The 24,885-nt window shown below is 51.6% G+C and carries 25 protein-coding genes; 10 read left to right on the top strand and 15 right to left on the bottom strand.

Annotated features, from left to right (window positions below; genetic code table 11):
- Positions 1-25: 25 nt before the first annotated feature.
- Entirely contained in the window at positions 26-919 is an 894-nt protein-coding gene (locus HV107_RS18200) for a YcbJ family phosphotransferase (RefSeq protein WP_182060243.1), read from the top strand.
- Here HV107_RS18200 and elyC read toward each other — a convergent pair.
- A complete protein-coding gene (gene elyC, locus HV107_RS18205; protein WP_182060244.1) occupies positions 896-1,675 on the bottom strand; it encodes an envelope biogenesis factor ElyC in 780 nt (259 codons plus the stop codon). The two genes, HV107_RS18200 and elyC, sit on opposite strands and share 24 nt — an antisense overlap.
- Positions 1,676-1,799: 124 nt before the next feature.
- Between elyC and cmoM the strand changes: the two genes are divergently transcribed.
- The 7 genes from cmoM to HV107_RS18240 all read left to right on the top strand — a co-directional run bounded on the left by cmoM (position 1,800) and on the right by HV107_RS18240 (position 12,437).
- The gene (cmoM, locus tag HV107_RS18210) at positions 1,800-2,585 is read left to right on the top strand and encodes a tRNA uridine 5-oxyacetic acid(34) methyltransferase CmoM (protein WP_014069593.1); all 786 of its coding nucleotides are present in this window, start codon (positions 1,800-1,802) and stop codon (positions 2,583-2,585) included.
- Positions 2,582-3,904, top strand: a complete 1,323-nt coding sequence (mukF, locus tag HV107_RS18215; RefSeq protein ID WP_182060245.1) for a chromosome partition protein MukF — start codon at positions 2,582-2,584, stop codon at positions 3,902-3,904. The genes cmoM and mukF overlap by 4 nt, the downstream gene beginning before the upstream one ends.
- Positions 3,885-4,589 carry a chromosome partition protein MukE gene (gene mukE / locus HV107_RS18220; protein WP_014069595.1) on the top strand — a complete coding sequence of 235 codons (705 nt, stop codon included), beginning with the start codon at positions 3,885-3,887 and terminating at the stop codon, positions 4,587-4,589. The genes mukF and mukE overlap by 20 nt, the downstream gene beginning before the upstream one ends.
- A complete protein-coding gene (gene mukB / locus HV107_RS18225; RefSeq protein ID WP_182060246.1) occupies positions 4,589-9,037 on the top strand; it encodes a chromosome partition protein MukB in 4,449 nt (1,482 codons plus the stop codon). The genes mukE and mukB overlap by 1 nt, the downstream gene beginning before the upstream one ends.
- Before the next feature lie 180 nt (positions 9,038-9,217).
- Positions 9,218-11,041 (top strand): L,D-transpeptidase, encoded by a 1,824-nt coding sequence (ldtD, locus tag HV107_RS18230; protein ID WP_182060247.1) that lies wholly within the window; start codon positions 9,218-9,220, stop codon positions 11,039-11,041.
- Positions 11,042-11,217: 176 nt separating this feature from the next.
- Positions 11,218-11,769 carry a YcbK family protein gene (locus HV107_RS18235; RefSeq protein ID WP_182060248.1) on the top strand — a complete coding sequence of 184 codons (552 nt, stop codon included), beginning with the start codon at positions 11,218-11,220 and terminating at the stop codon, positions 11,767-11,769.
- A gap of 20 nt (positions 11,770-11,789) precedes the next feature.
- Positions 11,790-12,437, top strand: a complete 648-nt coding sequence (locus HV107_RS18240) for an MBL fold metallo-hydrolase (protein ID WP_182060249.1) — start codon at positions 11,790-11,792, stop codon at positions 12,435-12,437.
- A 79-nt stretch (positions 12,438-12,516) separates the two neighbouring features.
- On the opposite strand, the gene HV107_RS18245 is transcribed toward HV107_RS18240, so the two are convergent.
- The 14 genes from HV107_RS18245 to HV107_RS18310 form a co-directional block, all read right to left on the bottom strand.
- On the bottom strand, positions 12,517-13,707 hold the full coding sequence (locus HV107_RS18245; protein ID WP_182060250.1) for an amino acid aminotransferase: 1,191 nt from the start codon (positions 13,705-13,707) through the stop codon (positions 12,517-12,519).
- Between the two features lie 184 nt (positions 13,708-13,891).
- On the bottom strand, positions 13,892-14,980 hold the full coding sequence (locus HV107_RS18250; RefSeq protein ID WP_310649358.1) for a porin: 1,089 nt from the start codon (positions 14,978-14,980) through the stop codon (positions 13,892-13,894).
- A gap of 607 nt (positions 14,981-15,587) precedes the next feature.
- Positions 15,588-16,988, bottom strand: coding sequence for an asparagine--tRNA ligase (asnS, locus tag HV107_RS18255; protein WP_182060251.1), 1,401 nt, complete (start codon positions 16,986-16,988; stop codon positions 15,588-15,590).
- 166 nt (positions 16,989-17,154) lie between these two features.
- On the bottom strand, positions 17,155-18,357 hold the full coding sequence (gene pncB, locus HV107_RS18260; protein ID WP_182060252.1) for a nicotinate phosphoribosyltransferase: 1,203 nt from the start codon (positions 18,355-18,357) through the stop codon (positions 17,155-17,157).
- 194 nt (positions 18,358-18,551) lie between these two features.
- Positions 18,552-19,844 carry a site-specific integrase gene (locus HV107_RS18265; RefSeq protein WP_182060253.1) on the bottom strand — a complete coding sequence of 431 codons (1,293 nt, stop codon included), beginning with the start codon at positions 19,842-19,844 and terminating at the stop codon, positions 18,552-18,554.
- Positions 19,845-19,888: 44 nt separating this feature from the next.
- A complete protein-coding gene (locus HV107_RS18270; protein ID WP_182060254.1) occupies positions 19,889-20,146 on the bottom strand; it encodes an excisionase family protein in 258 nt (85 codons plus the stop codon).
- Complete coding sequence (locus tag HV107_RS18275) at positions 20,130-20,501, bottom strand: hypothetical protein (protein WP_182060255.1); 372 nt, start codon at positions 20,499-20,501, stop codon at positions 20,130-20,132. The genes HV107_RS18270 and HV107_RS18275 overlap by 17 nt, the downstream gene beginning before the upstream one ends.
- A 12-nt stretch (positions 20,502-20,513) precedes the next feature.
- On the bottom strand, positions 20,514-21,092 hold the full coding sequence (locus HV107_RS18280; protein WP_182060256.1) for a hypothetical protein: 579 nt from the start codon (positions 21,090-21,092) through the stop codon (positions 20,514-20,516).
- The gene (locus tag HV107_RS18285) at positions 21,092-21,505 is read right to left on the bottom strand and encodes a hypothetical protein (RefSeq protein ID WP_182060257.1); all 414 of its coding nucleotides are present in this window, start codon (positions 21,503-21,505) and stop codon (positions 21,092-21,094) included. The genes HV107_RS18280 and HV107_RS18285 overlap by 1 nt, the downstream gene beginning before the upstream one ends.
- Before the next feature lie 189 nt (positions 21,506-21,694).
- Positions 21,695-22,102, bottom strand: coding sequence for a hypothetical protein (locus HV107_RS18290; RefSeq protein ID WP_182060258.1), 408 nt, complete (start codon positions 22,100-22,102; stop codon positions 21,695-21,697).
- On the bottom strand, positions 22,103-22,327 hold the full coding sequence (locus tag HV107_RS18295; RefSeq protein WP_182060259.1) for a hypothetical protein: 225 nt from the start codon (positions 22,325-22,327) through the stop codon (positions 22,103-22,105). It abuts the gene before it with no gap.
- 176 nt (positions 22,328-22,503) lie between these two features.
- Positions 22,504-22,698 (bottom strand): hypothetical protein, encoded by a 195-nt coding sequence (locus tag HV107_RS18300; RefSeq protein WP_182060260.1) that lies wholly within the window; start codon positions 22,696-22,698, stop codon positions 22,504-22,506.
- Complete coding sequence (locus HV107_RS18305) at positions 22,688-22,996, bottom strand: hypothetical protein (protein WP_182060261.1); 309 nt, start codon at positions 22,994-22,996, stop codon at positions 22,688-22,690. The genes HV107_RS18300 and HV107_RS18305 overlap by 11 nt, the downstream gene beginning before the upstream one ends.
- A 174-nt stretch (positions 22,997-23,170) precedes the next feature.
- Positions 23,171-23,872: a helix-turn-helix transcriptional regulator gene (locus HV107_RS18310; RefSeq protein ID WP_182060262.1), complete on the bottom strand. Its 702-nt coding sequence runs from the start codon at positions 23,870-23,872 to the stop codon at positions 23,171-23,173.
- Positions 23,873-23,996: 124 nt separating this feature from the next.
- On the opposite strand from HV107_RS18310, the gene HV107_RS18315 reads away from it, so the two are divergent.
- The gene (locus tag HV107_RS18315) at positions 23,997-24,224 is read left to right on the top strand and encodes a YdaS family helix-turn-helix protein (RefSeq protein WP_015570945.1); all 228 of its coding nucleotides are present in this window, start codon (positions 23,997-23,999) and stop codon (positions 24,222-24,224) included.
- 1 nt (position 24,225) lies between these two features.
- Entirely contained in the window at positions 24,226-24,519 is a 294-nt protein-coding gene (locus HV107_RS18320) for a hypothetical protein (RefSeq protein ID WP_182060263.1), read from the top strand.
- Positions 24,520-24,885 lie beyond the last annotated feature (366 nt).

A 24,885-nucleotide genomic window follows, 5' to 3' on the forward strand; every position in this document is an offset into this window, starting at 1 on the left:
GTAGTCTTGATGGGGGTAATCTCATATGGAACAGCTGCGTGCCGAACTTAGCCATCTGCTTGGCGAAAAATTAAGCCGGGTTGAGTGCGTGAATGAGAAGGCAGACACCGCGCTATGGGCATTGTATGACAGTCAGGGAAACCCAATGCCGCTGATGGCCAGAAGTTTTACCTCGCCGGGTGTCGCCAGACAGCTGGCCTGGAAAATGTCGATGCTGGCACGAGAAGGAACGGTGCGGATGCCAACGGTATACGGCGTAATGACGCACGAAGAACACCCCGGCCCGGATGTACTGCTGATTGAACGGTTACGCGGGGTGTCCGTTGAAGCCCCTGCACGTACGCCGGAACGCTGGGAACAGCTGAAAGATCAGATTGTCGAAGCTCTGCTCGCATGGCATCGGCAGGACAGCCGTGGTCTGGTGGGCGCCGTCGATAGCACACAGGAAAATCTGTGGCCTCTCTGGTATCGCCAGCGGGTTGAAGTGTTATGGGGTACGCTTAATCAGTACAGCAATACCGGTCTGACCATGCAGGATAAACGCATCCTGTTTCGCACCCGCGAGTGCTTACCGGCTTTGTTTGAAGGGTTTAACGACAACTGTGTGCTGATCCATGGCAATTTTACCCTGCGCAGTATGTTAAAAGACTCCCGCAGCGATCAGCTACTGGCGATGGTTGGGCCGGGGGTCATGCTCTGGGCACCGCGTGAGTTCGAGCTGTTCAGGCTAAACGACAGCGCTTTCGCTGAAGGGTTACTGTGGCATTACCTGCAACGCGCGCCAGTTGCTGAGGCATTTATCTGGCGGCGCTGGCTCTATCTGTTATGGGATGAAGTGGCGCAACTGGTTAATACCGGGCGATTTAATCGCGCTAACTTCGATCTCGCGACCAAATCACTCCTGCCCTGGCTCGCCTGATGAGCCTTTCAGCCACTGCCAGATGCGCCCGAGCGTCTCGTAGCCCACGCGATCGCTGTGCATCAACCATACCGGGGACGGGATCGCCCGTTCCCACGGGTTAAGAGGCGCAGAGATAGCCATCTGGTTAGCGGGTGCCGGCAGCGGGTGTAAACCCTGTTTTTCGAAGAAAATCATCGCCCTGGGCAGGTGCGACGCAGATGTCACCAGTAAGAACGGCGCATCGCCAATGGCCTGTTTCACCGCGGCAGCCTCTTCTTCCGTGTCTTTTGGACTGTCCAGTGTGATGATAGATGAACGCGGCACGCCCAGCGATTCAGCGACTCTGGCGCCAGCTTCTGCCGTGCTGACCGGATTCGTTTTTGCCGCCGCCCCGGTGAAGATGATCTTGGCCCCCGGATTCGCCAGCCACAGGCGTATACCTTCATTTAGCCGGGGAAGGCTGTTATTGATCAGGTTTGAACTTGGCGCCCACTGCGGATCCCAGGTGTAACCGCCACCCAGCACCACGATAAATCCGATTTTCTGATTTCCCTGCCAGGTCGGGTACTTATTTTCAATCGGGCGCAATAAGCTATCTGCGACGGGTTGCAGGCTTAACAACAGCAACGCCAGCCAGCCGAGCGTAATGAGCGATTTGCCACTTTTCTGAAAGCGACTAAACCACACCAGCGCCAGGCCCAGTGCGATAAGCATCAGCAGCAGAGGAAGGGGAAGCATCATGCCCCCAATGTATTTTTTCAGGGTAAAAAGCATCCTTTTTGGTTCCTTTTTTGACCATACAGCAGGCGATTACCTGTGATCTTACACCAGAGAGGTTCATTCTCCGCCCGGGTATGACAAAATAGCGGTTTTGCTGTTAGCGAGTGGAACTCTCCCAATGCGGGATCGCAATTTTGATGACATCGCGGAAAAGTTTTCGCGCAACATTTATGGCACCACCAAAGGTCAGCTACGGCAGACGATCCTCTGGCAGGATCTGGACAAGCTGCTCGCTGATTTCGGTGACCGCAAGTTGCGCGTGCTGGATGCCGGTGGCGGGGAAGGTCAGACTGCCATACTGATGGCTCAGCGGGGCCATCACGTCACGCTTTGCGATTTGTCTGCAGAGATGGTTGCGCGAGCACAACGTGCGGCAGAAGAGAAAGGTGTGAGCGACAACATGCATTTTATACATTGCGCCGCTCAGGACATCCCGCAGCATTTGGAAACTCAGGTTGATCTGATATTGTTTCATGCTGTGCTCGAATGGGTGGCCGAACCGCAAGCGGTCTTAAAAACGCTGTGGTCGATGCTGTGCCCTGGCGGTGCGTTATCGCTGATGTTCTACAATGCAAATGGCCTGCTGATGCGTAACGTATTGGTGGGCAATTTTGGCTACGTGCAGCAGGGTATGTATAAAAAGAAACGGCGCACGCTTTCACCGGATTTCCCGCGCGAACCGCAGCAGGTTTACGGCTGGCTGGAGGAGATCGGCTGGGAGATCACCGGTAAAACAGGCGTGAGGGTGTTTCATGATTATCTGCGTGATAAACAAAAACAGCATGACTGCTTAGATGCCTTAACAGAAATAGAAACGCGGTATTGCCGCCAGGAGCCTTACCTGAGCCTTGGCCGCTACATTCACGTCACCGCGCGCAAGCCGCAGAGCAAGGATAATCTATGAGTGAATTTTCCCAGACAGTCCCCGAACTGGTTGCCTGGGCCAGGAAAAATGATTTCTCCATCACGCTGCCGGTAGACCGTCTCTCTTTCCTGCTGGCGGTTGCTACGCTGAACGGCGAGCGTCTGGATGGAGAAATGAGCGAGGGTGAACTGGTGGATGCGTTCCGCCATGTCAGTGATGCGTTTGAGCAAACCAGCGAAACCATTAGCGTGCGTGCCAACAACGCGATCAACGATATGGTGCGTCAACGTCTGCTGAACCGCTTTACCAGCGAGCAGGCGGAAGGAAACGCCATTTATCGTCTGACGCCACTGGGCATTGGCATCACCGATTACTATATCCGCCAGCGCGAATTCTCCACGCTGCGCCTTTCTATGCAGCTGTCCATCGTGGCAGGCGAACTTAAGCGTGCCGCTGATGCGGCGGATGAAAACGGCGATGAGTTCCACTGGCACCGCAACGTCTATGCGCCATTGAAATATTCGGTGGCGGAAATTTTCGACAGTATCGACCTGACCCAGCGTCTGATGGACGAACAACAGCAGCAGGTGAAAGACGATATCGGTCAACTGCTGAATAAAGACTGGCGCGCGGCGATTTCCAGTTGTGAACTTTTGCTGTCAGAAACGTCCGGTACGCTGCGTGAATTGCAGGATACGCTGGAAGCGGCAGGCGATAAGCTTCAGGCCAACCTGCTGCGCATTCAGGATGCAACGCTGGCGCACGACGATCTGCATTTTGTCGATCGTCTGGTCTTTGATCTGCAAAGCAAACTCGACCGTATTATCAGCTGGGGCCAGCAGTCTATTGACTTGTGGATTGGCTACGATCGTCACGTGCATAAATTTATCCGTACCGCGATCGATATGGATAAAAACCGCGTCTTTGCCCAGCGTCTGCGTCAGTCGGTGCAAACCTATTTTGATGCACCATGGGCGCTGACTTACGCCAATGCCGATCGTCTGCTCGATATGCGTGACGAAGAGATGGCGCTGCGTGATGAAGAGGTGACAGGGGAACTGCCACCGGATCTCGAATACGAAGAATTCAACGAAATTCGCGAACAACTTGCAGCGATGATCGAAGAGCAGCTCGCGGTCTACAAAACCAGACAAGTGCCGCTGGATCTCGGGCTCGTGGTGCGCGACTATCTGGCGCAATATCCACGTGCGCGCCATTTCGATATTGCACGTATTGTTGTCGATCAGGCGGTTCGCCTGGGCGTAGCACAAGCAGATTTCACCGGCCTGCCGCCGAAATGGCAGCCGATTAACGATTACGGAGCCAAGGTACAGGCGCATGTCATTGACAAATATTGAACAAGTGATGCCAGTTAAGCTGGCACAGGCGCTGGCGAATCCGTTGTTTCCGGCGCTGGACAGCCAGCTGCGTGCCGGTCGTCACATTGGCCTTGACGAGCTGGATAATCACGCCTTTTTGATGGATTTCCAGGAGTACCTGGAAGAGTTTTACGCGCGCTATAACGTTGAACTTATCCGTGCGCCGGAGGGTTTTTTCTACCTGCGTCCGCGCTCTACAACGCTTATTCCCCGCTCAGTGCTTTCTGAGCTGGACATGATGGTCGGTAAAATTCTTTGCTATCTCTATCTCAGCCCGGAACGTCTGGCAAATGAAGGGATCTTTACCCAGCAGGAGCTTTACGACGAGCTGCTGTCGTTGGCAGATGAAAGCAAACTGCTCAAGCTGGTGAATAACCGCTCTACAGGGTCGGATCTCGATCGCCAGAAATTACAGGAAAAAGTTCGCTCTTCCCTGAACCGCTTGCGTCGTCTGGGTATGGTCTGGTTTATGGGCCATGACAGCAGCAAGTTCCGCATCACCGAATCCGTCTTCCGCTTTGGCGCAGATGTACGTGCGGGCGATGATGCCCGTGAAGCGCAGCTGCGCATGATCCGTGATGGTGAAGCGATGCCGGTGGAAAACCAATTGCAGCTCAATGAAGAGCATGAAGAGAACCAGGCGGATAGCGGGGAGGAAGAGTAATGATTGAACGCGGTAAATTTCGCTCACTAACGCTGATTAACTGGAACGGCTTCTTTGCCCGAACCTTCGATCTGGATGAGCTGGTTACGACGCTCTCCGGCGGTAACGGTGCGGGTAAATCCACGACCATGGCGGCGTTTGTCACAGCGCTTATCCCGGATTTAACGCTGCTGCACTTCCGTAATACCACCGAAGCAGGGGCAACAAGCGGCTCCCGTGATAAAGGCCTGCACGGTAAGTTGAAAGCTGGTGTCTGTTATTCCGTGCTGGACGTCATTAACTCCCGACACCAGCGTGTCGTTGTGGGTGTGCGTTTACAGCAGGTCGCCGGGCGCGACCGTAAAGTGGATATCAAACCTTTTGCGATCCAGGGGCTGCCAACGTCTGTGCAGCCGACCGCGCTGCTGACGGAAACACTGAACGAACGCCAGGCTCGCGTGCTGACGCTGCAAGAGCTAAAAGATAAGCTCGAAACTATCGAAGGCGTGCAGTTCAAGCAGTTCAACTCCATTACCGATTACCACTCGCTAATGTTCGACCTGGGCGTGGTGGCTCGTCGTCTGCGCACTGCGTCTGACCGTAGTAAATATTACCGTCTGATCGAAGCCTCGCTGTACGGCGGTATTTCCAGCGCCATTACCCGCTCCCTGCGCGACTACCTGTTGCCGGAAAACAGCGGCGTGCGTAAAGCCTTCCAGGATATGGAAGCGGCCTTGCGTGAAAACCGCATGACGCTGGAAGCCATTCGCGTTACTCAGTCCGATCGTGACCTGTTTAAACATCTGATCAGCGAAGCCACCAACTACGTGGCCGCAGATTACATGCGTCATGCTAACGAGCGGCGCGTGCATCTCGACCAGGCGCTTGAGTATCGTCGCGAACTGTTCACTTCCCGCAAACAGCTGGTGGCAGAGCAGTACAAACACGTTGAAATGGCGCGTGAGCTGGGCGAGCACAATGGTGCGGAAGGGGACCTGGAGGCCGATTATCAGGCAGCCAGCGATCACCTGAACCTGGTGCAGACTGCGCTGCGTCAGCAGGAAAAAATCGAGCGCTACGAAGCGGATCTCGATGAGCTGCAAATCCGTCTCGAAGAGCAAAATGAAGTGGTGGCCGAAGCCGCCGACATGCAGGAAGAAAACGAAGCCCGCGCCGAAGCTGCTGAACTGGAAGTGGATGAGCTGAAAAGCCAACTTGCCGATTACCAGCAGGCGCTGGATGTTCAGCAGACACGTGCAATTCAGTACACCCAGGCATTGCAGGCGTTACAACGTGCGAAAGAGCTGTGCCATCTGCCAGACTTAACGCCGGACAGCGCTGACGAATGGCTGGATACCTTCCAGGCGAAAGAGCAGGAAGCGACCGAAAAACTGCTGTCTCTCGATCAGAAAATGAGTGTGGCTCAGACGGCGCATAGCCAGTTTGAGCAGGCGTATCAACTGGTTGTGGCAATTAACGGCCCGCTGGCGCGTAACGAAGCCTGGGACGTTGCCCGCGAATTGCTGCGCGACGGCGTGAATCAACGCCATCTGGCTGAGCAGGTTCAGCCGCTACGGATGCGTCTGAACGAACTGGAACAACGCCTGCGCGAACAACAGGAAGCCGAGCGTCTGCTGGCCGATTTCTGCAAGCGTCAGGGCAAAAATTACGATATTGACTCTCTCGAGACGCTGCATCAGGAGCTGGAAGCACGTATTGCCGCGCTTTCCGACACCGTATCCAGCGCGAGCGAACAGCGCATGACGCTGCGCCAGGAGATGGAACAACTTCAGTCCCGCTCACAGACGCTGTTGCAGCGTGCACCAGTCTGGCTTGCGGCGCAAAGTAGCCTGAGTCAGCTTAGCGAGCAGTGCGGTGAAGAGTTTGCCTCCGGTCAGGAAGTCACCGAATATCTGCAACAACTGCTGGAGCGCGAGCGCGAGGCGATTGTTGAGCGTGATGAAGTCGGCGCACGCAAGCGTGATGTTGACGACGAAATCGAACGTTTAAGTCAGCCGGGTGGTGCGGAAGATGCACGCCTGAATACCCTGGCAGAGCGTTTTGGCGGCGTGTTGTTGTCTGAGATTTACGACGATGTGGGTCTGGATGACGCGCCTTACTTCTCCGCGCTGTATGGCCCGTCACGTAATGCGATTGTTGTCCCGGATCTGTCGCTGATTGCCGATCAGCTCGCCGGCCTGGAAGATTGCCCGGAAGATCTCTATCTGATCGAAGGGGATCCGCAGTCGTTCGATGACAGCGTGTTCAGCGTTGATGAGCTGGAAAAAGCGGTAGTGGTGAAAATCGCTGACCGCCAGTGGCGTTATTCCCGCTTCCCTGAACTGCCATTGTTTGGCCGCGCAGCGCGTGAAAACCGCATCGAAAGCCTGCACGCCGAGCGTGAAACGCTTTCTGAACGTTTTGCAACCCTGTCGTTTGACGTACAGAAAACGCAGCGTCTGCACCAGGCGTTCAGCCGCTTTATCGGTAGCCATTTGGCCGTTGCTTTTGACGCTGACCCGGAAGCCGAAATTCGCAAGCTCAGCACGCGTCGTGGCGAGCTGGAGCGTGCCATTGGCAATCATGAAAGTGATAACCAGCAGAGTCGTGCACAATTTGAGCAGGCGAAAGAGGGCGTTGCCGCGCTGAACCGCATTCTGCCGCGCCTGAACCTGCTGGCAGACGACACCCTTGCTGACCGTGTGGATGAAATTCAGGAACGCCTGGACGAAGCACAGGAAGCTGCGCGCTTTGTGCAGCAGCATGGAAACCAGCTGGCGAAGCTGGAGCCTGTCGTCTCGGTATTGCAGAGCGACCCTGAACAGTTTGAACAGTTAAAAGAAGATTACGCCTGGTCTCAGCAGGTGCAACGCGAAGCGCGTCAGCAGGCATTTGCGCTGACCGAAGTCGTTCAGCGTCGTGCTCACTTTGGCTACTCCGATTCAGCAGAAATGCTGAGCGGCAACAGCGATCTTAACGAGAAACTGCGCCAGCGTCTTGAACACGCCGAAGCAGAGCGTACCCGCGCGCGTGAGGCGTTGCGTAGCCACGCCGCGCAGCTCAGCCAGTACAGCCAGGTCATGGCCTCGCTGAAAAGCTCGTTCGACACCAAGAAAGAGCTGTTAAACGACCTGCATAAAGAGCTCCAGGATATTGGCGTGCGTGCTGACAGCGGCGCCGAAGAGCGCGCGCGCATTCGCCGTGACGAGCTGCATGGCCAGCTCAGCAACAACCGCGCGCGTCGTAATCAGCTGGAAAAAGCATTGACCTTCTGCGAAGCCGAGATGGATAACCTGACCCGTCGTCTGCGTAAGCTGGAGCGTGATTACTTTGAGATGCGTGAACAGGTGGTGACTGCGAAGGCGGGCTGGTGCGCGGTGATGCGTATGGTGAAAGACAATAACGTTGAACGTCGTCTGCACCGTCGTGAGCTGGCTTATCTTTCTGCTGACGAACTGCGCTCTATGTCGGATAAGGCATTGGGTGCCCTGCGTCTGGCGGTGGCGGATAACGAACACCTGCGCGATGTGCTGCGTATGTCGGAAGATCCAAAACGCCCTGAGCGTAAAATTCAGTTCTTTGTTGCGGTTTACCAGCATCTGCGCGAGCGTATCCGTCAGGATATCATCCGTACTGACGATCCGGTTGAAGCCATTGAACAGATGGAAATCGAGCTGGGCCGTTTGACGGAAGAGCTGACTTCACGTGAGCAGAAGCTGGCGATCAGTTCCCGCAGTGTGGCGAACATTATTCGTAAGACTATCCAGCGCGAGCAGAACCGTATTCGTCAGCTGAACCAGGGGCTGCAAAGCGTATCCTTTGGCCAGGTGAACAGCGTGCGCCTGAACGTGAACGTACGTGAAGCCCACTCCACGCTGCTGGATGTATTGTCTGAACAGCACGAGCAGCATCAGGATCTGTTCAACAGCAACCGCCTGACCTTCTCAGAAGCACTGGCGAAGCTGTATCAGCGCCTGAATCCGCAGATCGATATGGGTCAACGTACCCCGCAAACCATCGGTGAAGAGCTGCTGGATTACCGTAACTACCTGGAAATGGAAGTTGAGGTTAACCGTGGTTCAGACGGCTGGTTGCGTGCGGAATCTGGCGCACTCTCTACCGGTGAAGCTATCGGTACAGGTATGTCGATTCTGGTGATGGTTGTTCAGAGCTGGGAGGATGAAGCGCGTCGTCTGCGCGGCAAAGATATCTCTCCATGTCGTCTGCTGTTCCTTGATGAAGCCGCGCGTCTTGATGCCCGTTCTATTGCCACGCTGTTTGAGCTTTGCGATCGTCTGGATATGCAGCTCATCATTGCAGCACCTGAGAACATCAGCCCGGAAAAAGGCACAACCTATAAGCTGGTGCGTAAAGTGTTCCAGAACAGCGAACACGTACACGTGGTCGGGTTGCGTGGTTTTGCGCCACAGCCGCCGGAGTCGTTGCCAGGAACGGCTGACGCGTCATAACGCGTTTTGTTACAAAGGGCGGCGCAGAAGCGCCGCTTTTTTTATTCACTTAACTTGTGCTTACGGCTGCGTTATCTTTAAACTTCTTTACATAAGGTAAGGCAACACTGTTTTAGCCTTCCTATAATGAAGAAAAGCCCCAACGTGATGGGCATGTCGTAAGAAAACAGGGGGCAAGGGATGTTGCTAAAGAAAATTCGTGGTCGTCAGCTGTCTGCACTGAGTTTGTGCCTGGCAGTGATGTTTGCTCCACTGTTTAGCGCTCAGGCTGATGAGCCTGAAATTGTGCCGACTGACAGCTCTGCAACGACAGGCGTGCAGCCAACGTCGTTGTCTCAGCCGCTGGAGCAATCTCCGGCGACGGCGATCATGGCCGGTATTAAGCCGCTGCCAGAAGGCATAAACATTGAATCACTCCAGCAACAGCTTCTGACGGGGCTGCCTTCTGGTTACCAACCTGCGTATCTCAACCAACTGACGCTTCTCTATGCTGCACGCGATATGAAGCCCATGTGGGACAATCGCGATGCGGTTCGTGCTTTCCAGCAACAGCTGGCAGAGGTTGCTATCGCCGGTTTCCAGCCACAATTTACCGCCTGGGTTGAACTGCTGACCGATCCGTCTGTGACCGGCCAGGCGCGTGACATCGTGCTGTCAGACGCCATGATGGGCTACCTCCAGTTTGTCGCCGGAATTCCGGTCAATGGTAATCGCTGGCTCTACAGCGACAAGCCTTACAAGTTGGCAACCCCCGCTTTATCGGTGATTAACCAGTGGCAATTGTCGCTGGATAACGGCAATTTGCCGGGCTTTATTGCAAGCCTGGCTCCGGCACATCCACAGTATGCCCCTATGCATCAGTCGTTGCTTACGCTGGTGTCTGATACCCGTCCGTGGCCGCAGCTACGTGGCGCAGGCTCATTGCGGCCGGGGCAGTGGAGCAGTGATGTGCCAGCCTTGCGCGAAATTCTTCGACGTTCCGGTATTCTGGAGGGCGGGCCAAAAATCGCTTTACCCGGAGATGACCCACAGAGCGTAGTCGTAAGCCCGTCCGCACCTGCAAAAGTGAAAAACGTGCAGGTCATCAGTGATAAACCGGCTGCCTACGACCGCGAGCTGGTGGCTGCCGTTAAGCAATTCCAGGCCGCACAAGGGCTGGGTGCAGACGGTGTTATTGGGCAATCAACGCGCGACTGGCTGAATGTCACCCCGGCACAGCGAGCAGGCGTGCTGGCGCTGAATATCCAGCGTCTGCGCTTGCTGCCAGGCACATTATCGACTGGCATTATGGTGAATATTCCGGCGTACTCGCTGGTCTATTACCAGAACGGCAGCGAAGTGCTGGCTTCCCGCGTGATTGTGGGTCGCCCGGACCGTAAAACGCCAATGATGAGCAGCGCCCTGAATAACGTCGTGGTTAACCCGCCGTGGAATGTACCGCCAACGCTTGCCCGTAAGGATATCCTGCCCAAATTGTGGAATGACCCAGGCTATCTGGAACGTCATGGTTATACCGTAATGCGCGGCTGGAACAGCAAAGAGGCGATTGACCCTTACATGGTTGACTGGTCAACCATTACGGCGTCTAACCTGCCGTTCCGTTTCCAGCAGGCACCTGGCGCGCATAATTCGCTTGGGCGTTACAAATTCAACATGCCAAGTTCGGAAGCGATTTATCTGCACGACACGCCAAACCACAACCTGTTCCAGAAAGATACCCGCGCGCTCAGCTCTGGTTGCGTTCGCGTCAATAAAGCCTCTGAACTTGCGAATATGCTGTTGCAGGATGCGGGCTGGAACGATACGCGGATATCCGATGCGCTGAAACAAGGAGATACACGCTACGTTAATATTCGACACAATATTCCGGTTAATCTTTACTATCTGACCGCGTTTGTTGGCGAAGATGGGCGTACCCAGTATCGTACAGATATTTACAATTACGATCTCACTGCGCGATCGGGCGCACAAATTTTGCCAAAAGCTGAACAATTAATCAGGTAAATGAAGTAGTTCGGGAAAATTGATTGTCGTAAGTTATGGTGAATGCGTGGCAATATGGCTGTAAGCCGCGTGTTTACTGGGGTTGGGCGCCTTGACGTAGGTTGTTTTGCCAGTTAAGGTGCCCTTCGTGCGCTAAGCATATATACGATAAACATTGACCTGTAGACCTGATTATCATGGACAAATTTGACGCTAATCGCCGCAAACTGCTGGCGTTAGGTGGTGTTGCGCTTGGCGCAGCGGCCATCTTGCCTACGCCAGCATTTGCCACCCTCTCGACACCTCGTCCGCGTATTTTAACGCTCAACAATCTGCATACTGGTGAGTCGCTTAAAGCGGAATTTTTCGATGGCAGAGGCTATATTCAGGATGAATTAGCAAAACTAAACCATTTTTTCCGTGATTTCCGCGCGAATAAAATAAAAGCCATCGATCCTGGATTATTTGATCAGCTTTTCCGCCTCCAGGGCCTGCTCGGAACCAGCAAGCCTGTGCAACTCGTTTCCGGTTATCGCTCTCTTGATACCAACAATGAATTGCGCGCCCGTAGCCGTGGGGTAGCCAAAAAAAGCTATCACACTAAAGGACAGGCGATGGATTTTCATATTGAAGGCGTTTCGTTAGCCAATATTCGCAAAGCTGCGTTATCTATGCGTGCAGGTGGTGTAGGATATTACCCCAGCAGCAACTTTGTGCATATTGATACCGGGCCCGTTCGGCACTGGTAATAACGAAATACAGGAGCAGTATGAACTATCGTATTATTCCGGTTACCGCGTTCTCCCAGAACTGTTCATTAATCTGGTGTGAGCAAACCAAACTGGCCGCGCTTGTCGATCCCGGTGGTGACGCCGAGAAAATCAAGCAAGAAGTCGCAGCGTCGGGTGTGACGCTGATGCAGATTTTGCTGACCCATGGTCATCTTGATCATGTGGGGGCTGCGGCGGAGCTGGCGCAACACTACGGTGTGCCGGTGATTGGCCCGGAAAAAGAAGATGAGTTCTGGCTGCAAGGGTTACCTGCCCAAAGCCGCATGTTTGGCCTTGATGAGTGTCAACCTCTGACACCCGACGCTTACCTGAACGAAGGGGAGAGCGTTACCGTAGGGAATGTGACTTTACAGGTGTTGCATTGTCCTGGGCATACGCCAGGTCATATCGTCTTCTTTGATGATAAATCGCGTTTGCTGATTTCCGGTGATGTGATTTTCAAAGGTGGCGTAGGACGCAGCGACTTCCCGCGCGGTGACCACGGTCAGTTGATTCAGTCGATTAAACAGAAATTATTGCCGCTGGGCGATGATGTGACGTTTATTCCTGGACATGGCCCGATGTCGACGCTGGGTTACGAGCGTATACACAACCCGTTCCTCCAGGATGAAATGCCTGTCTGGTAAGCCAGATTAAATAAAAAAAGCCTGCATGATGCAGGCTTTTTTATTGGTCGGGTGCGTGAAAACATCACCCGACGGATTGTTACAGCACAGCGACAATCGCTTCGCACAGCGGCGCCATGTTGTCTGGTGTCATGCCGGCAACGTTAACACGGCCTGAAGCCACCGCGTAAACGCCAAACTCTTCACGCAGACGCAGAACCTGTTCTTTGGTCAGGCCGCTGAAAGAGAACATGCCGTTCTGTTTGATAATAAAGCTGAAGTCGCGGTCAGCGCCTTTCTCAGCCAGGGTGTTCACAAACAGCAGACGCATACGCTGGATGCGCTGGCGCATATCGTTCAGCTCTTGTTCCCAGATTGCACGCAGGGCGTCGTTGCTCAGGATGGTCGCGACCACCGATGCACCGTGCGCTGGTGGGTTAGAGTAGTTAGCGCGGATCACAGACTTCATCTGGCTGAATGCGCGATCAACAGTTTGCTCATCAGCGGCAACCAGCGTACATGCACCTACACGCTCGTTGTACAGGCCGAAGTTCTTGGAGTAGGAGCTTGCAACAATCAATTCCTGATGCACAGCAGCGAAGGCACGCAGGCCTTCAGCATCTTCTTCCAGACCACGGGCAAAGCCCTGGTATGCGAAGTCGAACAGCGGCAGCCAACCTTTTTCAACGGACAGTTTAGCCAGTTGTTCCCACTGTTCCAGCGTAGGATCGATACCCGTTGGGTTATGGCAGCAGCCGTGGAACAGCACCACGTCTCCAGCTTGTGCTTCGCTCAGGCTGGCCAGCAGGCCATCGAAGTCGAGAGCGTGTTTTGCTGCGTCGTAGTAAGCGTATTCACACACTTCCAGACCCGCAGAGTTAAACACGCTTTTGTGGTTCGGCCAGCTTGGATTGCTAACCCACACACGTTTAACAGAGGTATTTTTTGCCAGGAAATCCGCCGCAACACGCAGCGCGCCAGTACCGCCAGGGGTCTGCGCAGTGCGGGCACGCTTATCGGTCACGATCGCGTTGCCTTTTCCGAACAGCAGTTCCTGAGTGCAACGACCAAATTCAGGGATACCATCAATACCGAGGTAGTTTTTGGTGGTTTCGTTTTCCAGCAGATACTGCTCAGCTTTTTTAACGCTGGTCAGTACCGGAGTCTTGCCGGTTTCATCTTTATATACACCAATACCCAGGTTGATTTTGCCAGGGCGGTCATCGGCACGAAACAGATCGGCCAGGCCCAGAATTGGGTCGGCAGGAGCGGCGGTAATGTTCTCAAACATGACGAAGTTCCATTGTGATTACAGGAGTGAAATCCGCTATCAGGTTAACGGTAGATTTTCAAAATGCCAACCGTTTGCGACAAAAAGCGTGCGGCTTTTCAAAAGTCGCCATTATTTACTATCAGACATAAAAAAACAGGGCCGAAGCCCTGTTTCTTAAGCATAGAACAAAGTGGTGTACTGATTAGAACTGGTAGGTCACAGCCATTGCAACCTGGTCGTCTTTACCGTTCACGATACCAACGTTACGAGAGTAAGAGGTGTCGTCGATCAGGTTCAGCTGGTAGTCAACATAAACGTTGAAGTTTTTGTTGAAGTAGTAAGTTGCACCCAGTTCAACAAATTTCTGCAGGTCAGCATCGCCGCCATTGAAGGTGCCACGCTGAGACAGGTTTTTACCTTTAGACTGAACGTAAGACACGGAAGGACGCAGACCGAAGTCGAACTGGTACTGAGCGATCACTTCGAAGTTCTGAGTTTTGTTCGCGAATGAACCGTCAGCTTCACGAGTCATGTTGCGGGTTTCAGCATAGGTGGTTGCCAGGTAGATGTTGTTAGCATCGTATTTAGCACCAACAGCCCATGCTTCAGCTTTGTCGCCTTTGCCGTCAGCAGTCTGAAGGTTGGTACGGTCAGAGTTGCTGTATGCACCGATCAGACCGAAGCCTTCACCGAATTCGTAACCAACAGAGGTACCGAAGCCGTCACCGTTAGCGGTTTTAACGTCAGTACGGTCGTTTTTACCCTGATACTGCAGGCCCAGGCTCAGACCATCAACCAGACCGAAGAAGTCAGTGTTGCGGTAGGTCAGAACGCCAGTAGTACGGCCAGTCATGAAGTTATCAGAGTAGTTAGCCCAGGTCATACCGGAGAAAGAAGGTGCCATATCGGTCAGACCTTCTACATCGTATACGATACCGTAGTTACGGCCGTAGTCGATAGAACCAGCATCACCGGCTTTCAGGCCAGCGAACGCCAGACGGGTACGCTGAGTCTGGTTGCTTTCTGCCTGGCTTGCCAGAGCACGGTATTCCCACTGACCGTAACCAGTCAGTTGGTCATTGATTTGAGTTTCGCCTTTGAAACCGATCTGTGCATAGGTGTTGTCGCTGCTGTCGGTGTTGTCACCAGAGGTAACGAAGTCATGCTCACCAACAACTTTCCCGTACAGATCCAGTTTGTTGCCGTTTTTGTTATAGATTTCTGCAGCGTTAGCTGCACCGGCTACCAGCAGAGCAGGGATAACCACTGCCAGGATATTGCGCTTCATCATTATTTATTACCCTCATTGGTTTTTTTATGACACTCGCCACTGCCGTCAATAAATTCTGTCAATAAATATTTCCGGAACTATTGATGAGAGTTTGGTGTCTTTATGTATCTGACAGGCATCTTTCCATTCATAGAACCGTTTCGCTAGCCTGAAAATGCTACAATTCTAAAGAATGAGTAACAAAAAGAAATAATGTGTAAGAATTTGTGTATTTTAAGGAACTTTGTGAACCACCTCAAATTTCAGAACTGATTGGCTAATTAAAAGCCTGGTTCATTCCTATGTATATGAATTGCTTATGCTTAATTTTGATAAAGGCAATTCATATAAACAGAAGTTAAACGACTCGTTTTTTCTTATGACCGCTACCAGCCTTCTGGATGGCTGTGAATACGGTTGAAATTTGTGCTAAAGCATCAGGAATGCATTAAGCGCAATAAGAGTGTGGTTTATTTTTTGTTCACAGATATTTCGTGGAAACAAAACGTAACAGGTAGAGGTTATGACGGGGTTGTAGTTTAAAGATGCTGACTTTCAACTGACGAAAACTGACAAAGCAGAATAAAATAATGGCCAGCAATTGCTGGCCATTTTAATTAACGCGGAATTAGAAGCTTGCGTTACGCGGGGTACGCGGGAATGGAATCACGTCACGCACGTTCTGAACGCCGGTCACGTAAGCGATCAGACGCTCGAAGCCCAGACCGAAACCGGAGTGAGGCACAGTGCCGTAACGACGCAGGTCGCGATACCAGCTGTAATCAGCCGGGTTCAGACCCATCTCTTCCATACGGGCATCCAGCACGTCCAGACGCTCTTCACGCTGAGAGCCACCGATGATTTCACCGATACCCGGTGCCAGCACGTCCATCGCAGCAACGGTTTTACCGTCTTCGTTAAGGCGCATGTAGAAGGCCTTAATGTCTTTCGGATAGTTTTTAACAACTACCGGTGCTTTGAAGTGCTTCTCTGCCAGGTAACGCTCATGCTCGGAAGAGAGATCGACGCCCCAGTAAACCGGGTTCTCGAACGTCTCGCCGCATTTTTCGAGGATGGCGACCGCGTCGGTGTAATCCACCTGCGCGAAGTCAGCCGAAACAAAACGCTCCAGACGGGCAATTGCGTCGTTATCAACACGCTCGGCGAAGAATTTCATGTCATCAGCGCGTTCTTCCAGAACCGCTTTGAACACGTACTTAAGCATCGCTTCTGCCAGACCCGCAACATCGTTCAGGTCAGCAAACGCCACTTCTGGCTCCAGCATCCAGAATTCCGCCAGGTGGCGGCTGGTGTTGGAGTTTTCCGCACGGAAGGTTGGGCCGAAGGTGTAGATCTTAGACAGCGCACAGGCGTAAGTTTCGCCGTTGAGCTGGCCGGACACCGTCAGGAAGGCCTCTTTGCCGAAGAAATCTTTGTCGTAATCGATTTTGCCTTCAGGTGTACGTGGCAGGTTTTCCATATCCAGCGTGGATACGCGGAACATCTCGCCTGCGCCTTCGGTATCGGAGGCAGTAATCAGCGGGGTAGAGACCCAGAAGTAACCCTGCTCGTCAAAGAAACGATGCAGTGCTTGCGCCAGCGTATGACGAACACGAGCAACCGCACCAATCAGGTTGGTACGCGGACGCAGGTGCGCAACTTCACGCAGATACTCGATGCTGTGGCGTTTTGCCGCCATCGGATAAGTATCCGGGTCTTCAACCCAGCCGGTCACTTCAATGGCAGAGGCCTGGATTTCAAAGCTCTGGCCCTGACCCGGAGAGGCAACCACAACGCCTGTCACGATAACGGAGCAACCTGTGGTCAGGTGCAGGACGTCATCATTGTAATTGGGCAGAGAATTATTAATGACGGCCTGTACAGGATCAAAGCAGGAACCGTCATAGACGGCAAGGAAGGAGATGCCAGCTTTAGAATCTCGGCGAGTACGCACCCATCCGCGCACGGTGACTTCTTGGTCAACGGCGACGCGGCCCTGGAGTACGTCGGCTACAGGCACAACGCTCATAATATTCTCTCTGTTAATAGTCGGAAAAAATAGACACTTGTCCACCCTTATGGGGGGATATCTATGTTACCTGGCATCTGCCATCAGACAAGCAGATTTCGCAGTCAAAAGAGAAGAAATCGGAAATAAATAAGAAGAAGGGAGCCAGAAGGCTCCCTGAGATGGCTTAGCTTGCTTTTTTAACCTGAGGCAGGTCGAAGGCCTCACGCAACGCGCGCACAAAGGCTTTGTCGTGACAGATGGTTTTGCCCGGGCTGTCGGAGAGTTTCGCTACCGGCTTGCCGTTACATTCCACCAGTTTAATGACAATGTTCAGAGGTTTCACCTGGGGAATGTCACAGGTTAAACGGGTGCCAATACCGAAGCTCAGGTCAACCCTGGAAGAAAAATGACGATAAAGCTCGACCGCTTTGGCTAAATCCAGATTATCGGAAAAGACCAATACCTTGCTCATCGGGTCGATACCCAGTTTTTCGTAATGGGCTATGGCCTTCTCACCCCATTCTACCGGATCCCCGGAATCATGGCGTAAGCCCTGATAGCGTGTGGCAAATTCTGGCCCAAAATCGCGCAGGAAGGCATCCATCGTAATGCAGTCGGTCAACGCGATCCCCAGCTGGTCTGGATACTCTTCCAGCCATGCCGCCAGTGCAGCACGCTGGCTGGTAGCCAGGTCCGGGCTAATCTGTTGATGTGCCTGGAACCATTCGTGCGCCTGGGTGCCCATCGGCGTCAGATTCAGGCGGCGTGCCAGATCGTAATTACTGGTGCCAACGAACCAGGACTCCTGTTGTAAACGCTTAACGATGGCCTGCTGCACTTCGCGAGAGAAACGACGGCGCGTACCAAAATCCATCAGGCGGAAGCGGGACATATCCAGCCCTTCAGTCAGCTGCGAGAACTCAACGAGTTTGTTTTCCAGCGACGCGACGGCCTGTTCAACGCCTGTTTCGGGCGAGCGGTAGCGGTGGGCGAGCTCACTGATCACTGCCAGCAGCGGCACTTCCCACATAATCACTTCACGCCATGGGCCTTCCAGGCGGATGTTCAGCTTGCCGTTATCGTTGGTGACAGTCACCTGCGCCGGGTTATAGCGGAAATCACGCAGCCAGTTCAGATAGTCGGCTTTGAAGAAGGGGAGGCCAGAAAGCCACTGGTATTCATCGTCCCGCAGAGCCAGATGCTGCATAGCATCGACCTGTTCACGAATGGAATCTGCGTAGATACCCAGCAAGTCGTCGCCCCGGCAGCGAAACTCCGCCGCAACATGAACATCATAATAATGGTGGAAAACGGCTTGCTGCATATGCAGTTTATACGCATCGGTATCCAGCAACGTATGCAGAACAGGAGAAGCGAATTGAGTCATAGGTGCGCAGTAGCATCCTCTCACAGGAGCGTTTAGTACAATAAACAACTACAGAAACCGCTGGAGTATACCTTGTTTAGCGATTTATTGAACCCCGATCACAACATAAGCTGTAGTTATGGTCGAGGGCATTTCGTGCCCCGTGTTATAAAAATGTAGCGATACCACAGCTAACCACTTGAATTTAAGGTTTACTACTGCGCTACTACCATGCTTTGGGGCAGTGATGGGGCAAAGCGTGAAAGCGCCTGGTTGAGCAGAGAAACCTGTTCGGCGCTCTTCTCTGACATCCACCTTCCATACACCTTGTAAACCATCTGAGCATCGGTATGCCCCATCTGAGTTGCTATAAAGTTTGGGTTAGCACCAGCTGATAATGACCAGCACGCATAGGTATGCCGTGACTGGTACGCGTTACGGTAGCGAATACCGGCGCGCTTGATTATCGGGCCCCAAATTTTATTAATGGAATTAACAGCGTAGTGATATCCTGTTCGAGGTCCACGTTTGACGCATTGAGGGCTGAATACGAAAGTGCAGGGTTGTATGACGGACTGTCCATACTCACGCAATTTCACTTCAACCTCATACTGCCGGCCAAGGCGTGTCAACTGGGCCTGATCCCTCAGGGCATCAATAGCTGGTTGTATGAGATAAATCACCCTGTCAGTGCCTGCCTCGGTTTTTGGCAGGGTGAACTCATACGTTTGGGTCAGGTTACGTTTAACCGTAATGGTACCCGCAGTGAGATCGATATCTTCCCATGCAAGACCACATAATTCCCCATGCCTCATTCCGGTATAAACGGCAACGGTCCAGAGGTTACGCATCTGCTGGTGGCCACATGCCTGAATGAACCTGATGAACTCGTCTGACGTGAGTGGATCGGGTTCGTCTTTAGCCTTCCTGAGTCTGTTAATTCCGCTAAACGGGTTTTCCTTTGCATAACCGTTATCAGTTCCGAACTGGAAGATCTCGGCCATCAGCATCATGTAATTATTCACCGTGGACGACTTCCTGCCTTTTACTTGTGTCCGGTGATCCTTCTTCATCACATGAAAACCCGTCAGCAACTCCTTCCTCACATACAGCAAATCCTCAGTGGTCACTGCAGAAACCATTTTTTTTTCGCCGATGCGCGGAAGCATGTTTTTTATGATGGATTCGTACCTACTCATGGTGTTTGAGCTGATTTCCATCAGCTTCAGCTCTGACCATTTTTTGGTAAGTTCCAGCACAGTAATTTCCTTACTATCCTGACCGAACCGGGCAAGGTTCGGTGAGTTAGGGAACTTTTCCGCATAGTTAAAATTCCCCATCCTTATCGCAAAACAAACCGAAGAACGAAGCTCACCGGCAATCTTGCGATTTTTGGCAGTATCAGGGACACCGAGGTTTTCCCTGACTCTTTTGCCTTTATATACAAACCATACGCGGAGTGAACCGCCGTGGTTTTCGACGCCTGTCGGGTATGATGTATTGGCCATTAATCCCTCCTGACGTCCAGGAGCGTTGACGAGTGTACTGCTTTTCATGCTGTCTTCGCACCTGGTTGATTTTTTTTCTGAGCCTCGATCCACTGATCAACGGCTTTCCTGTTGTACATGCATTCGCTTGATGGCTTGGGATTACCATCTGGTGAAATATGCAGATACTCTCGGCCAAGCATCCAGGATTCTTTTCTGGCCCGGGTGATGGTACCGGGCTTGAGCCCGGTAACCGCAATCAGAACCTTTTCGCTAACCCAGTCATTCGGTACCAGAAGAACGATGTCAGCACTGGTTTGCATGGATCTCCTCCACTTTCTCTTTAGCCAGACGCACGCACCGTGCAAAAGAAGAGGGCGTTACAATTTCGCGCAGGGCCTGAACAAGAAAATCATTTTGCTGTTGGTGCAGCTGCAGGTTGCGTTCTTTTTCGTCATGACGCAGTACTGCCAGACGTGCTGTGATGATACGGCGCTTACCTTTGATCACCCGTAGCGCGTTCTCAGCTTTTTTACGCCATGTACTCCAGTCACTGCTGCTGTTAGATCTCGCCAGCTGTTCTTCGATACTGAGCTGCGCTTCTTCAGCGTTAACAAGCTGCTGCAGGCAATCGCTGATTGTGTTCAGATTGTTAGTCTCGACAATAAATTTGTGCATTGTTAACCCTCCTCAGTGCATTACTGGTATGTCTGGCATACCTTCTTTCTGAATATGTTCGATAAAGCTGTCATGCAGGAGATTGAAACCCTCCCGCCCCATTTTGGAGAGTCGAAGCCCGTTTACTGGATCCGCCTCTAACATGTCCATGTACATGCGCAGCGCCATCTGCTGACCGAGTTCCTGACCGTATTTCTCAATGGCTATCCCCTCCACATTGGTTGCGAGTGCGAATCTCTCTGGCGCAGGATAAACACTGATTGAACCGTGCTGTCCGGAGTAGATAACACCGATGTCGAAGCCACCAGAATCGTTGGCAACTTCAACGGTACCGTTCTTTCCCTGCTCCTCAGTAATGAAGATGGCGACGAGCATCCAGCGCCATATGATGATTTCCTTCTCAATGCCTGGGGTAAACCAACCGCTTTCAATCGCTTCCATAATGCAAGCCAGCAGATCTAATCCATCAGGAATTCGTTTGTCATAGTTACCGTTGTCGAGCTGGCGAACCGCACCAGAATAACCAATGACCCGGTTACCAAAACGGATGCCGGTTGATGTCGGCTCCGGGGTAAAGGCTGAATCAACCATCAATGCACTCCTTCTGGTTTTATGGCCTGCAGTGCATCGACTTCTTTAACGAAGCGGTCATGCATCGCATCCCATTTCTCGCACCATTTTTCCATTGCGCGCTTGCGTGCCAGGATGCGCCGCAAACGGCGTACACAGCGCTGGTGGGCGGCAAGATACTCAGCCTTTGTTTCCCCGTCTCGCCATACCTCTCTGTCATCGCGATCAATACGTATCGGCGGGTGACGCTGCGGAAAACCCGAACGCTCAAAAGCCTCGGTGGTCATGAAGAAAGCCAGATATCGGATCGCCGTATCTCGCGTGAAGCATTTTTTGATACGACCGTGGCGCACTGCCACGAACAGTGGGCCAACTGGCGTATCGTGTTTCTGTAATGCCAGGTCAATCATGCTTACGGTGCGTTTATCGTTCATTTCCGATCCTTAACTTTGCTGTATCGTTCGTGACTCATTACTTCCCAGTTCTTACCGCCATCGCGGGAGAGTAGCCGCCAGCGGTGATTAACCTTGAGGCTAAAATTCCCGGAGCCGTGCATACGACAGGGGTGAATCCTCCGGGCCCTGAACTGGCTTAAAACGTGCGCCGCTTTGAGGTGAACCCACTCAGGAATTCGTATCGCTGTCAGTGTCATCATCAGCCTCCATTTCATGACCCTCTGTTTTCGGAGCCTCCACTTTTTGTTTTTTGACGAACTCCACCAGCTCAGAAATGAGCTCGTCGATTAACTCCTTCCCGCTATCTGTGAGGAATTCACCGCTGCCATTAACATCAACAGCGCTGCTGTAAATTCCCTTGATAGCTTTTACGCCTTCGACATTCCCGTACTCACTGATCGCGAGCCTTTCAAATTTTCGTAATAATCCATCGAGAAGAATCTCTGTTAACTCGACCGTTTTAATACCGCCTTTATTGAGCTTGATAACAAGGCAGTTACCGCCTGTTTTACGCTGGTGGCGTAATAACGCTGCTTTTAAAATTCTGCGTCGGTAGGTGTTAATAAAATCATTCATCTAATTATCCCTTCTTTGCTGATCTTCATTTTGAAGAACGATTCCTTCCTCTTTTTCTGTCCAGGAATAAACTTCGCCTGCAAGGTCATAAGCAAGACCTAAAAGCCTATCAAGTTGATGGCAGTCGAAATCCTTGTGATGGGCATGAATTGTTTGCATAAGGAAGTTGAGTTGTTCAGCTTTAATGTTCACACCCTGAATATCTTGGCGCTGCTGTATAGTCATGATTATCTCCCATAAGCTTTTTTTAAAAATAAAATTGCAATATCCCAATAACCGGCGCTGCACATCATCGTTGCTGTCTTAAAGGCGTATTTATTTCTCATAGTGTCCACCAAAAAAATGTGTGTGAGATTCCACAGCAATTAAGCTGAAATAAATGGTTGGAATTGATTTTTTGTTTATTTTTTATCTTTTATAGCTTGTTCTTCTACGAGCCAAGCGCATACATCACCAGTTAACTTGCTGAGAAGTGAAGCTACAGCTTCAATTTCAGTGCAGTCCATTTTGTTTGGGTACACTTCCATCATTCGGCAAATTATCTCTGCTTGATGTGCCTTTTCTTTTGCTTTTTCTAAAGAAAATTCATGCGCCATGATTTCCGTCCTTTACGCCAGAAAGATAAGCAGCGGTTTGTGAGATTTTATTAGTAGCAATTGCCAGATCTGCTAGGTCACAAATAATGGCTGAAAGATTGCGAATTTTTTCATTTTCGTTATCTTCATTCTCAGACAATTTGAATATTGATTCGCTTAAATGACGAATTGCTTCGATAGTCGAAATGGTTTTTGAATCACAATCATCTGCAACATCACCATAGTTAATATCCGGCTTCTGATTGGTGAATCTGAAATCAGGGATATCAATAAGCTGAATAAGATTTTTAGTAGTCATAGGTTGATACCTCTTGTTTATACCGCCAATCACTTAGGTTGTAATTAGAATGGACTGGATGAAACGAAGTGTCAACAACTTAAGTAATTTTTTATTAATCGCTTTGGTAGTTTGTTGAGTTGTAAGGATAAAAAAAGGCCGCTAAAGCGGCCTGAGCATTGTGTGGGGGGGGAATTATCCGAAGCGTTTAAATGCTGCTGATTGTTTGATTAATACTTTGCCGAGGATGTGGAACTGACCTTCATCACTCTCCTCAATATCCCAAGAGTTATATAGCTTGTTATCAGAAAGTACTATCAAGCTTGTTTTAAGCATTTGTAATCGTTTGATATGAATAGTCTTCCCAAAAATGAAGACATAGATCCCATCACCTTCGAAATGATTGATCGAAGTATCGACGAAAACAAAATCACCCGGGTCAATGGTTCCCTCCATGCTGTCGCCATTTACAGTGATGACCTTGATAGCATGGGCTGGTCGGTTACCAAACATAAGCCTTGCCTGCTCTTCGGTATACTCTATAGCCCTTATTGTCTCTATAAACTCAGAGGACACGAAGGTTCCAGGACCTGCACTGGCTTGAACATCAAGAACGTCGACACGATAGGTGTCTCTTACTGGCTCATGCGAAATAGACTGTCCGGACTCCATCAGTCCTACCACGTATTTTGGACCTTCACCTGAGGAAAGCCACTCAGGTCTAACCCCCAGTACCTGTGATAGCTGGACAGTTTTTCGTGAGCCGCTCGCCGCGCCTGAAGTAAGCTTCCAGATGCTGGACTGAGACATCCCCACCGCTTTTGCAAGGGATGCTTGTGTAAAGCCAGCTTCTTTCATTGCTTCGACTAACCGGGCTGAGTATGTGTTGTTGTTCATTCTAATTACTCCATAAGTTGTTAAAAACTTAGCCTAAACGACCTTTTAAGTCAAAAAGTAATTAGACACCTTGCTTACAATCAGCGTAATCGCTAAAGTAATATTTAATTACTAAGGGGGTTTTATGATTTCAGAGCCAATCGACATTGCCATCCGGCGGGCCGGTAGCCAGGGGGCGCTGGCTAAGCTTTGCGGCGTATCTCAGGCAACAGTATGGAAATGGCGCCATGGAAAAAAAGTTAAAGCAGAGCACGTTCTAAGAATTGTAGCCGCAGCTGAAGGACAAGTTGCCGCATATCAAATCAGACCTGACTTACCGGAGCTATTCCCAAAGCCAGAAAAAGAGCAGTGATATGGCACTTGATTATCAACAGGTTGATATGCCAGTGGCTTTTAGCCAGGCCGACGCCGAATGGATCAAGCAGCAATTACTGAGCCTGGCGCCAGCAGCGCGACAAAAAGCCATTCAGCGTTATGCAGCTGTGTATCAGGAATCGTTTGAAGCCGAGCCCGTTTCATACCGCAAGGAGAACCGGGCAAGGCATGAAGCAAATACGAGGCTTCGCCTGTTTGTGAGAAATCACGGCAGGGCTTTACAGGGGTATACCGCCGAACCTCCCCTGGCCGGAACGCCACCACGTTCCTGATTGTTGCGGGTTTAAAGGTACCCGGACAAAAGCAGGCTTAAAGGTGCCTGTTCAGGTTGGCAACCCACTAACTCAATTCCCCGCATGTACTAGGTAAGTAGTACGTTTTTGTGGGGAAGAGGGAAAGGGGGGTAAGGGGGGATTGGGTGTAGGGGTAGGAATAGGGTCTTTTCCAACAGGAGAGATCCATTGGTTAAGTAGATCACTTTCTTAAGGGCGCAATTTTAAAAAACGCCTGTATCAGCAAGGTAGTACAAAGCGCTCAGGCGCTGAGAAACGAAAAGGGTTCTTCCTGGAAGAGTGAATTTTTCAGAGGAGCTGAATCAGAAGGGAGGCTGGCAGCCTTTGGGGAGGCCACCAGCCATG

The organism is Enterobacter sp. RHBSTW-00175 (assembly GCF_013927005.1).
Taxonomy (GTDB): Bacteria; Pseudomonadota; Gammaproteobacteria; order Enterobacterales; family Enterobacteriaceae; genus Enterobacter.

What these genes read in the sequence shown, in the direction of transcription:
- HV107_RS18200 (WP_182060243.1), top strand. Translation starts at nt 26, where the DNA reads ATGGAACAGCTGCGTGCCGAACTTAGCCATCTGCTTGGCGAAAAATTA.
- elyC (WP_182060244.1), bottom strand. Translation starts at nt 1,675, where the DNA reads ATGCTTTTTACCCTGAAAAAATACATTGGGGGCATGATGCTTCCCCTT.
- cmoM (WP_014069593.1), top strand. Translation starts at nt 1,800, where the DNA reads ATGCGGGATCGCAATTTTGATGACATCGCGGAAAAGTTTTCGCGCAAC.
- mukF (WP_182060245.1), top strand. Translation starts at nt 2,582, where the DNA reads ATGAGTGAATTTTCCCAGACAGTCCCCGAACTGGTTGCCTGGGCCAGG.
- mukE (WP_014069595.1), top strand. Translation starts at nt 3,885, where the DNA reads ATGTCATTGACAAATATTGAACAAGTGATGCCAGTTAAGCTGGCACAG.
- mukB (WP_182060246.1), top strand. Translation starts at nt 4,589, where the DNA reads ATGATTGAACGCGGTAAATTTCGCTCACTAACGCTGATTAACTGGAAC.
- ldtD (WP_182060247.1), top strand. Translation starts at nt 9,218, where the DNA reads ATGTTGCTAAAGAAAATTCGTGGTCGTCAGCTGTCTGCACTGAGTTTG.
- HV107_RS18235 (WP_182060248.1), top strand. Translation starts at nt 11,218, where the DNA reads ATGGACAAATTTGACGCTAATCGCCGCAAACTGCTGGCGTTAGGTGGT.
- HV107_RS18240 (WP_182060249.1), top strand. Translation starts at nt 11,790, where the DNA reads ATGAACTATCGTATTATTCCGGTTACCGCGTTCTCCCAGAACTGTTCA.
- HV107_RS18245 (WP_182060250.1), bottom strand. Translation starts at nt 13,707, where the DNA reads ATGTTTGAGAACATTACCGCCGCTCCTGCCGACCCAATTCTGGGCCTG.
- HV107_RS18250 (WP_310649358.1), bottom strand. Translation starts at nt 14,980, where the DNA reads ATGATGAAGCGCAATATCCTGGCAGTGGTTATCCCTGCTCTGCTGGTA.
- asnS (WP_182060251.1), bottom strand. Translation starts at nt 16,988, where the DNA reads ATGAGCGTTGTGCCTGTAGCCGACGTACTCCAGGGCCGCGTCGCCGTT.
- pncB (WP_182060252.1), bottom strand. Translation starts at nt 18,357, where the DNA reads ATGACTCAATTCGCTTCTCCTGTTCTGCATACGTTGCTGGATACCGAT.
- HV107_RS18265 (WP_182060253.1), bottom strand. Translation starts at nt 19,844, where the DNA reads ATGGCCAATACATCATACCCGACAGGCGTCGAAAACCACGGCGGTTCA.
- HV107_RS18270 (WP_182060254.1), bottom strand. Translation starts at nt 20,146, where the DNA reads ATGCAAACCAGTGCTGACATCGTTCTTCTGGTACCGAATGACTGGGTT.
- HV107_RS18275 (WP_182060255.1), bottom strand. Translation starts at nt 20,501, where the DNA reads ATGCACAAATTTATTGTCGAGACTAACAATCTGAACACAATCAGCGAT.
- HV107_RS18280 (WP_182060256.1), bottom strand. Translation starts at nt 21,092, where the DNA reads ATGGTTGATTCAGCCTTTACCCCGGAGCCGACATCAACCGGCATCCGT.
- HV107_RS18285 (WP_182060257.1), bottom strand. Translation starts at nt 21,505, where the DNA reads ATGAACGATAAACGCACCGTAAGCATGATTGACCTGGCATTACAGAAA.
- HV107_RS18290 (WP_182060258.1), bottom strand. Translation starts at nt 22,102, where the DNA reads ATGAATGATTTTATTAACACCTACCGACGCAGAATTTTAAAAGCAGCG.
- HV107_RS18295 (WP_182060259.1), bottom strand. Translation starts at nt 22,327, where the DNA reads ATGACTATACAGCAGCGCCAAGATATTCAGGGTGTGAACATTAAAGCT.
- HV107_RS18300 (WP_182060260.1), bottom strand. Translation starts at nt 22,698, where the DNA reads ATGGCGCATGAATTTTCTTTAGAAAAAGCAAAAGAAAAGGCACATCAA.
- HV107_RS18305 (WP_182060261.1), bottom strand. Translation starts at nt 22,996, where the DNA reads ATGACTACTAAAAATCTTATTCAGCTTATTGATATCCCTGATTTCAGA.
- HV107_RS18310 (WP_182060262.1), bottom strand. Translation starts at nt 23,872, where the DNA reads ATGAACAACAACACATACTCAGCCCGGTTAGTCGAAGCAATGAAAGAA.
- HV107_RS18315 (WP_015570945.1), top strand. Translation starts at nt 23,997, where the DNA reads ATGATTTCAGAGCCAATCGACATTGCCATCCGGCGGGCCGGTAGCCAG.
- HV107_RS18320 (WP_182060263.1), top strand. Translation starts at nt 24,226, where the DNA reads ATGGCACTTGATTATCAACAGGTTGATATGCCAGTGGCTTTTAGCCAG.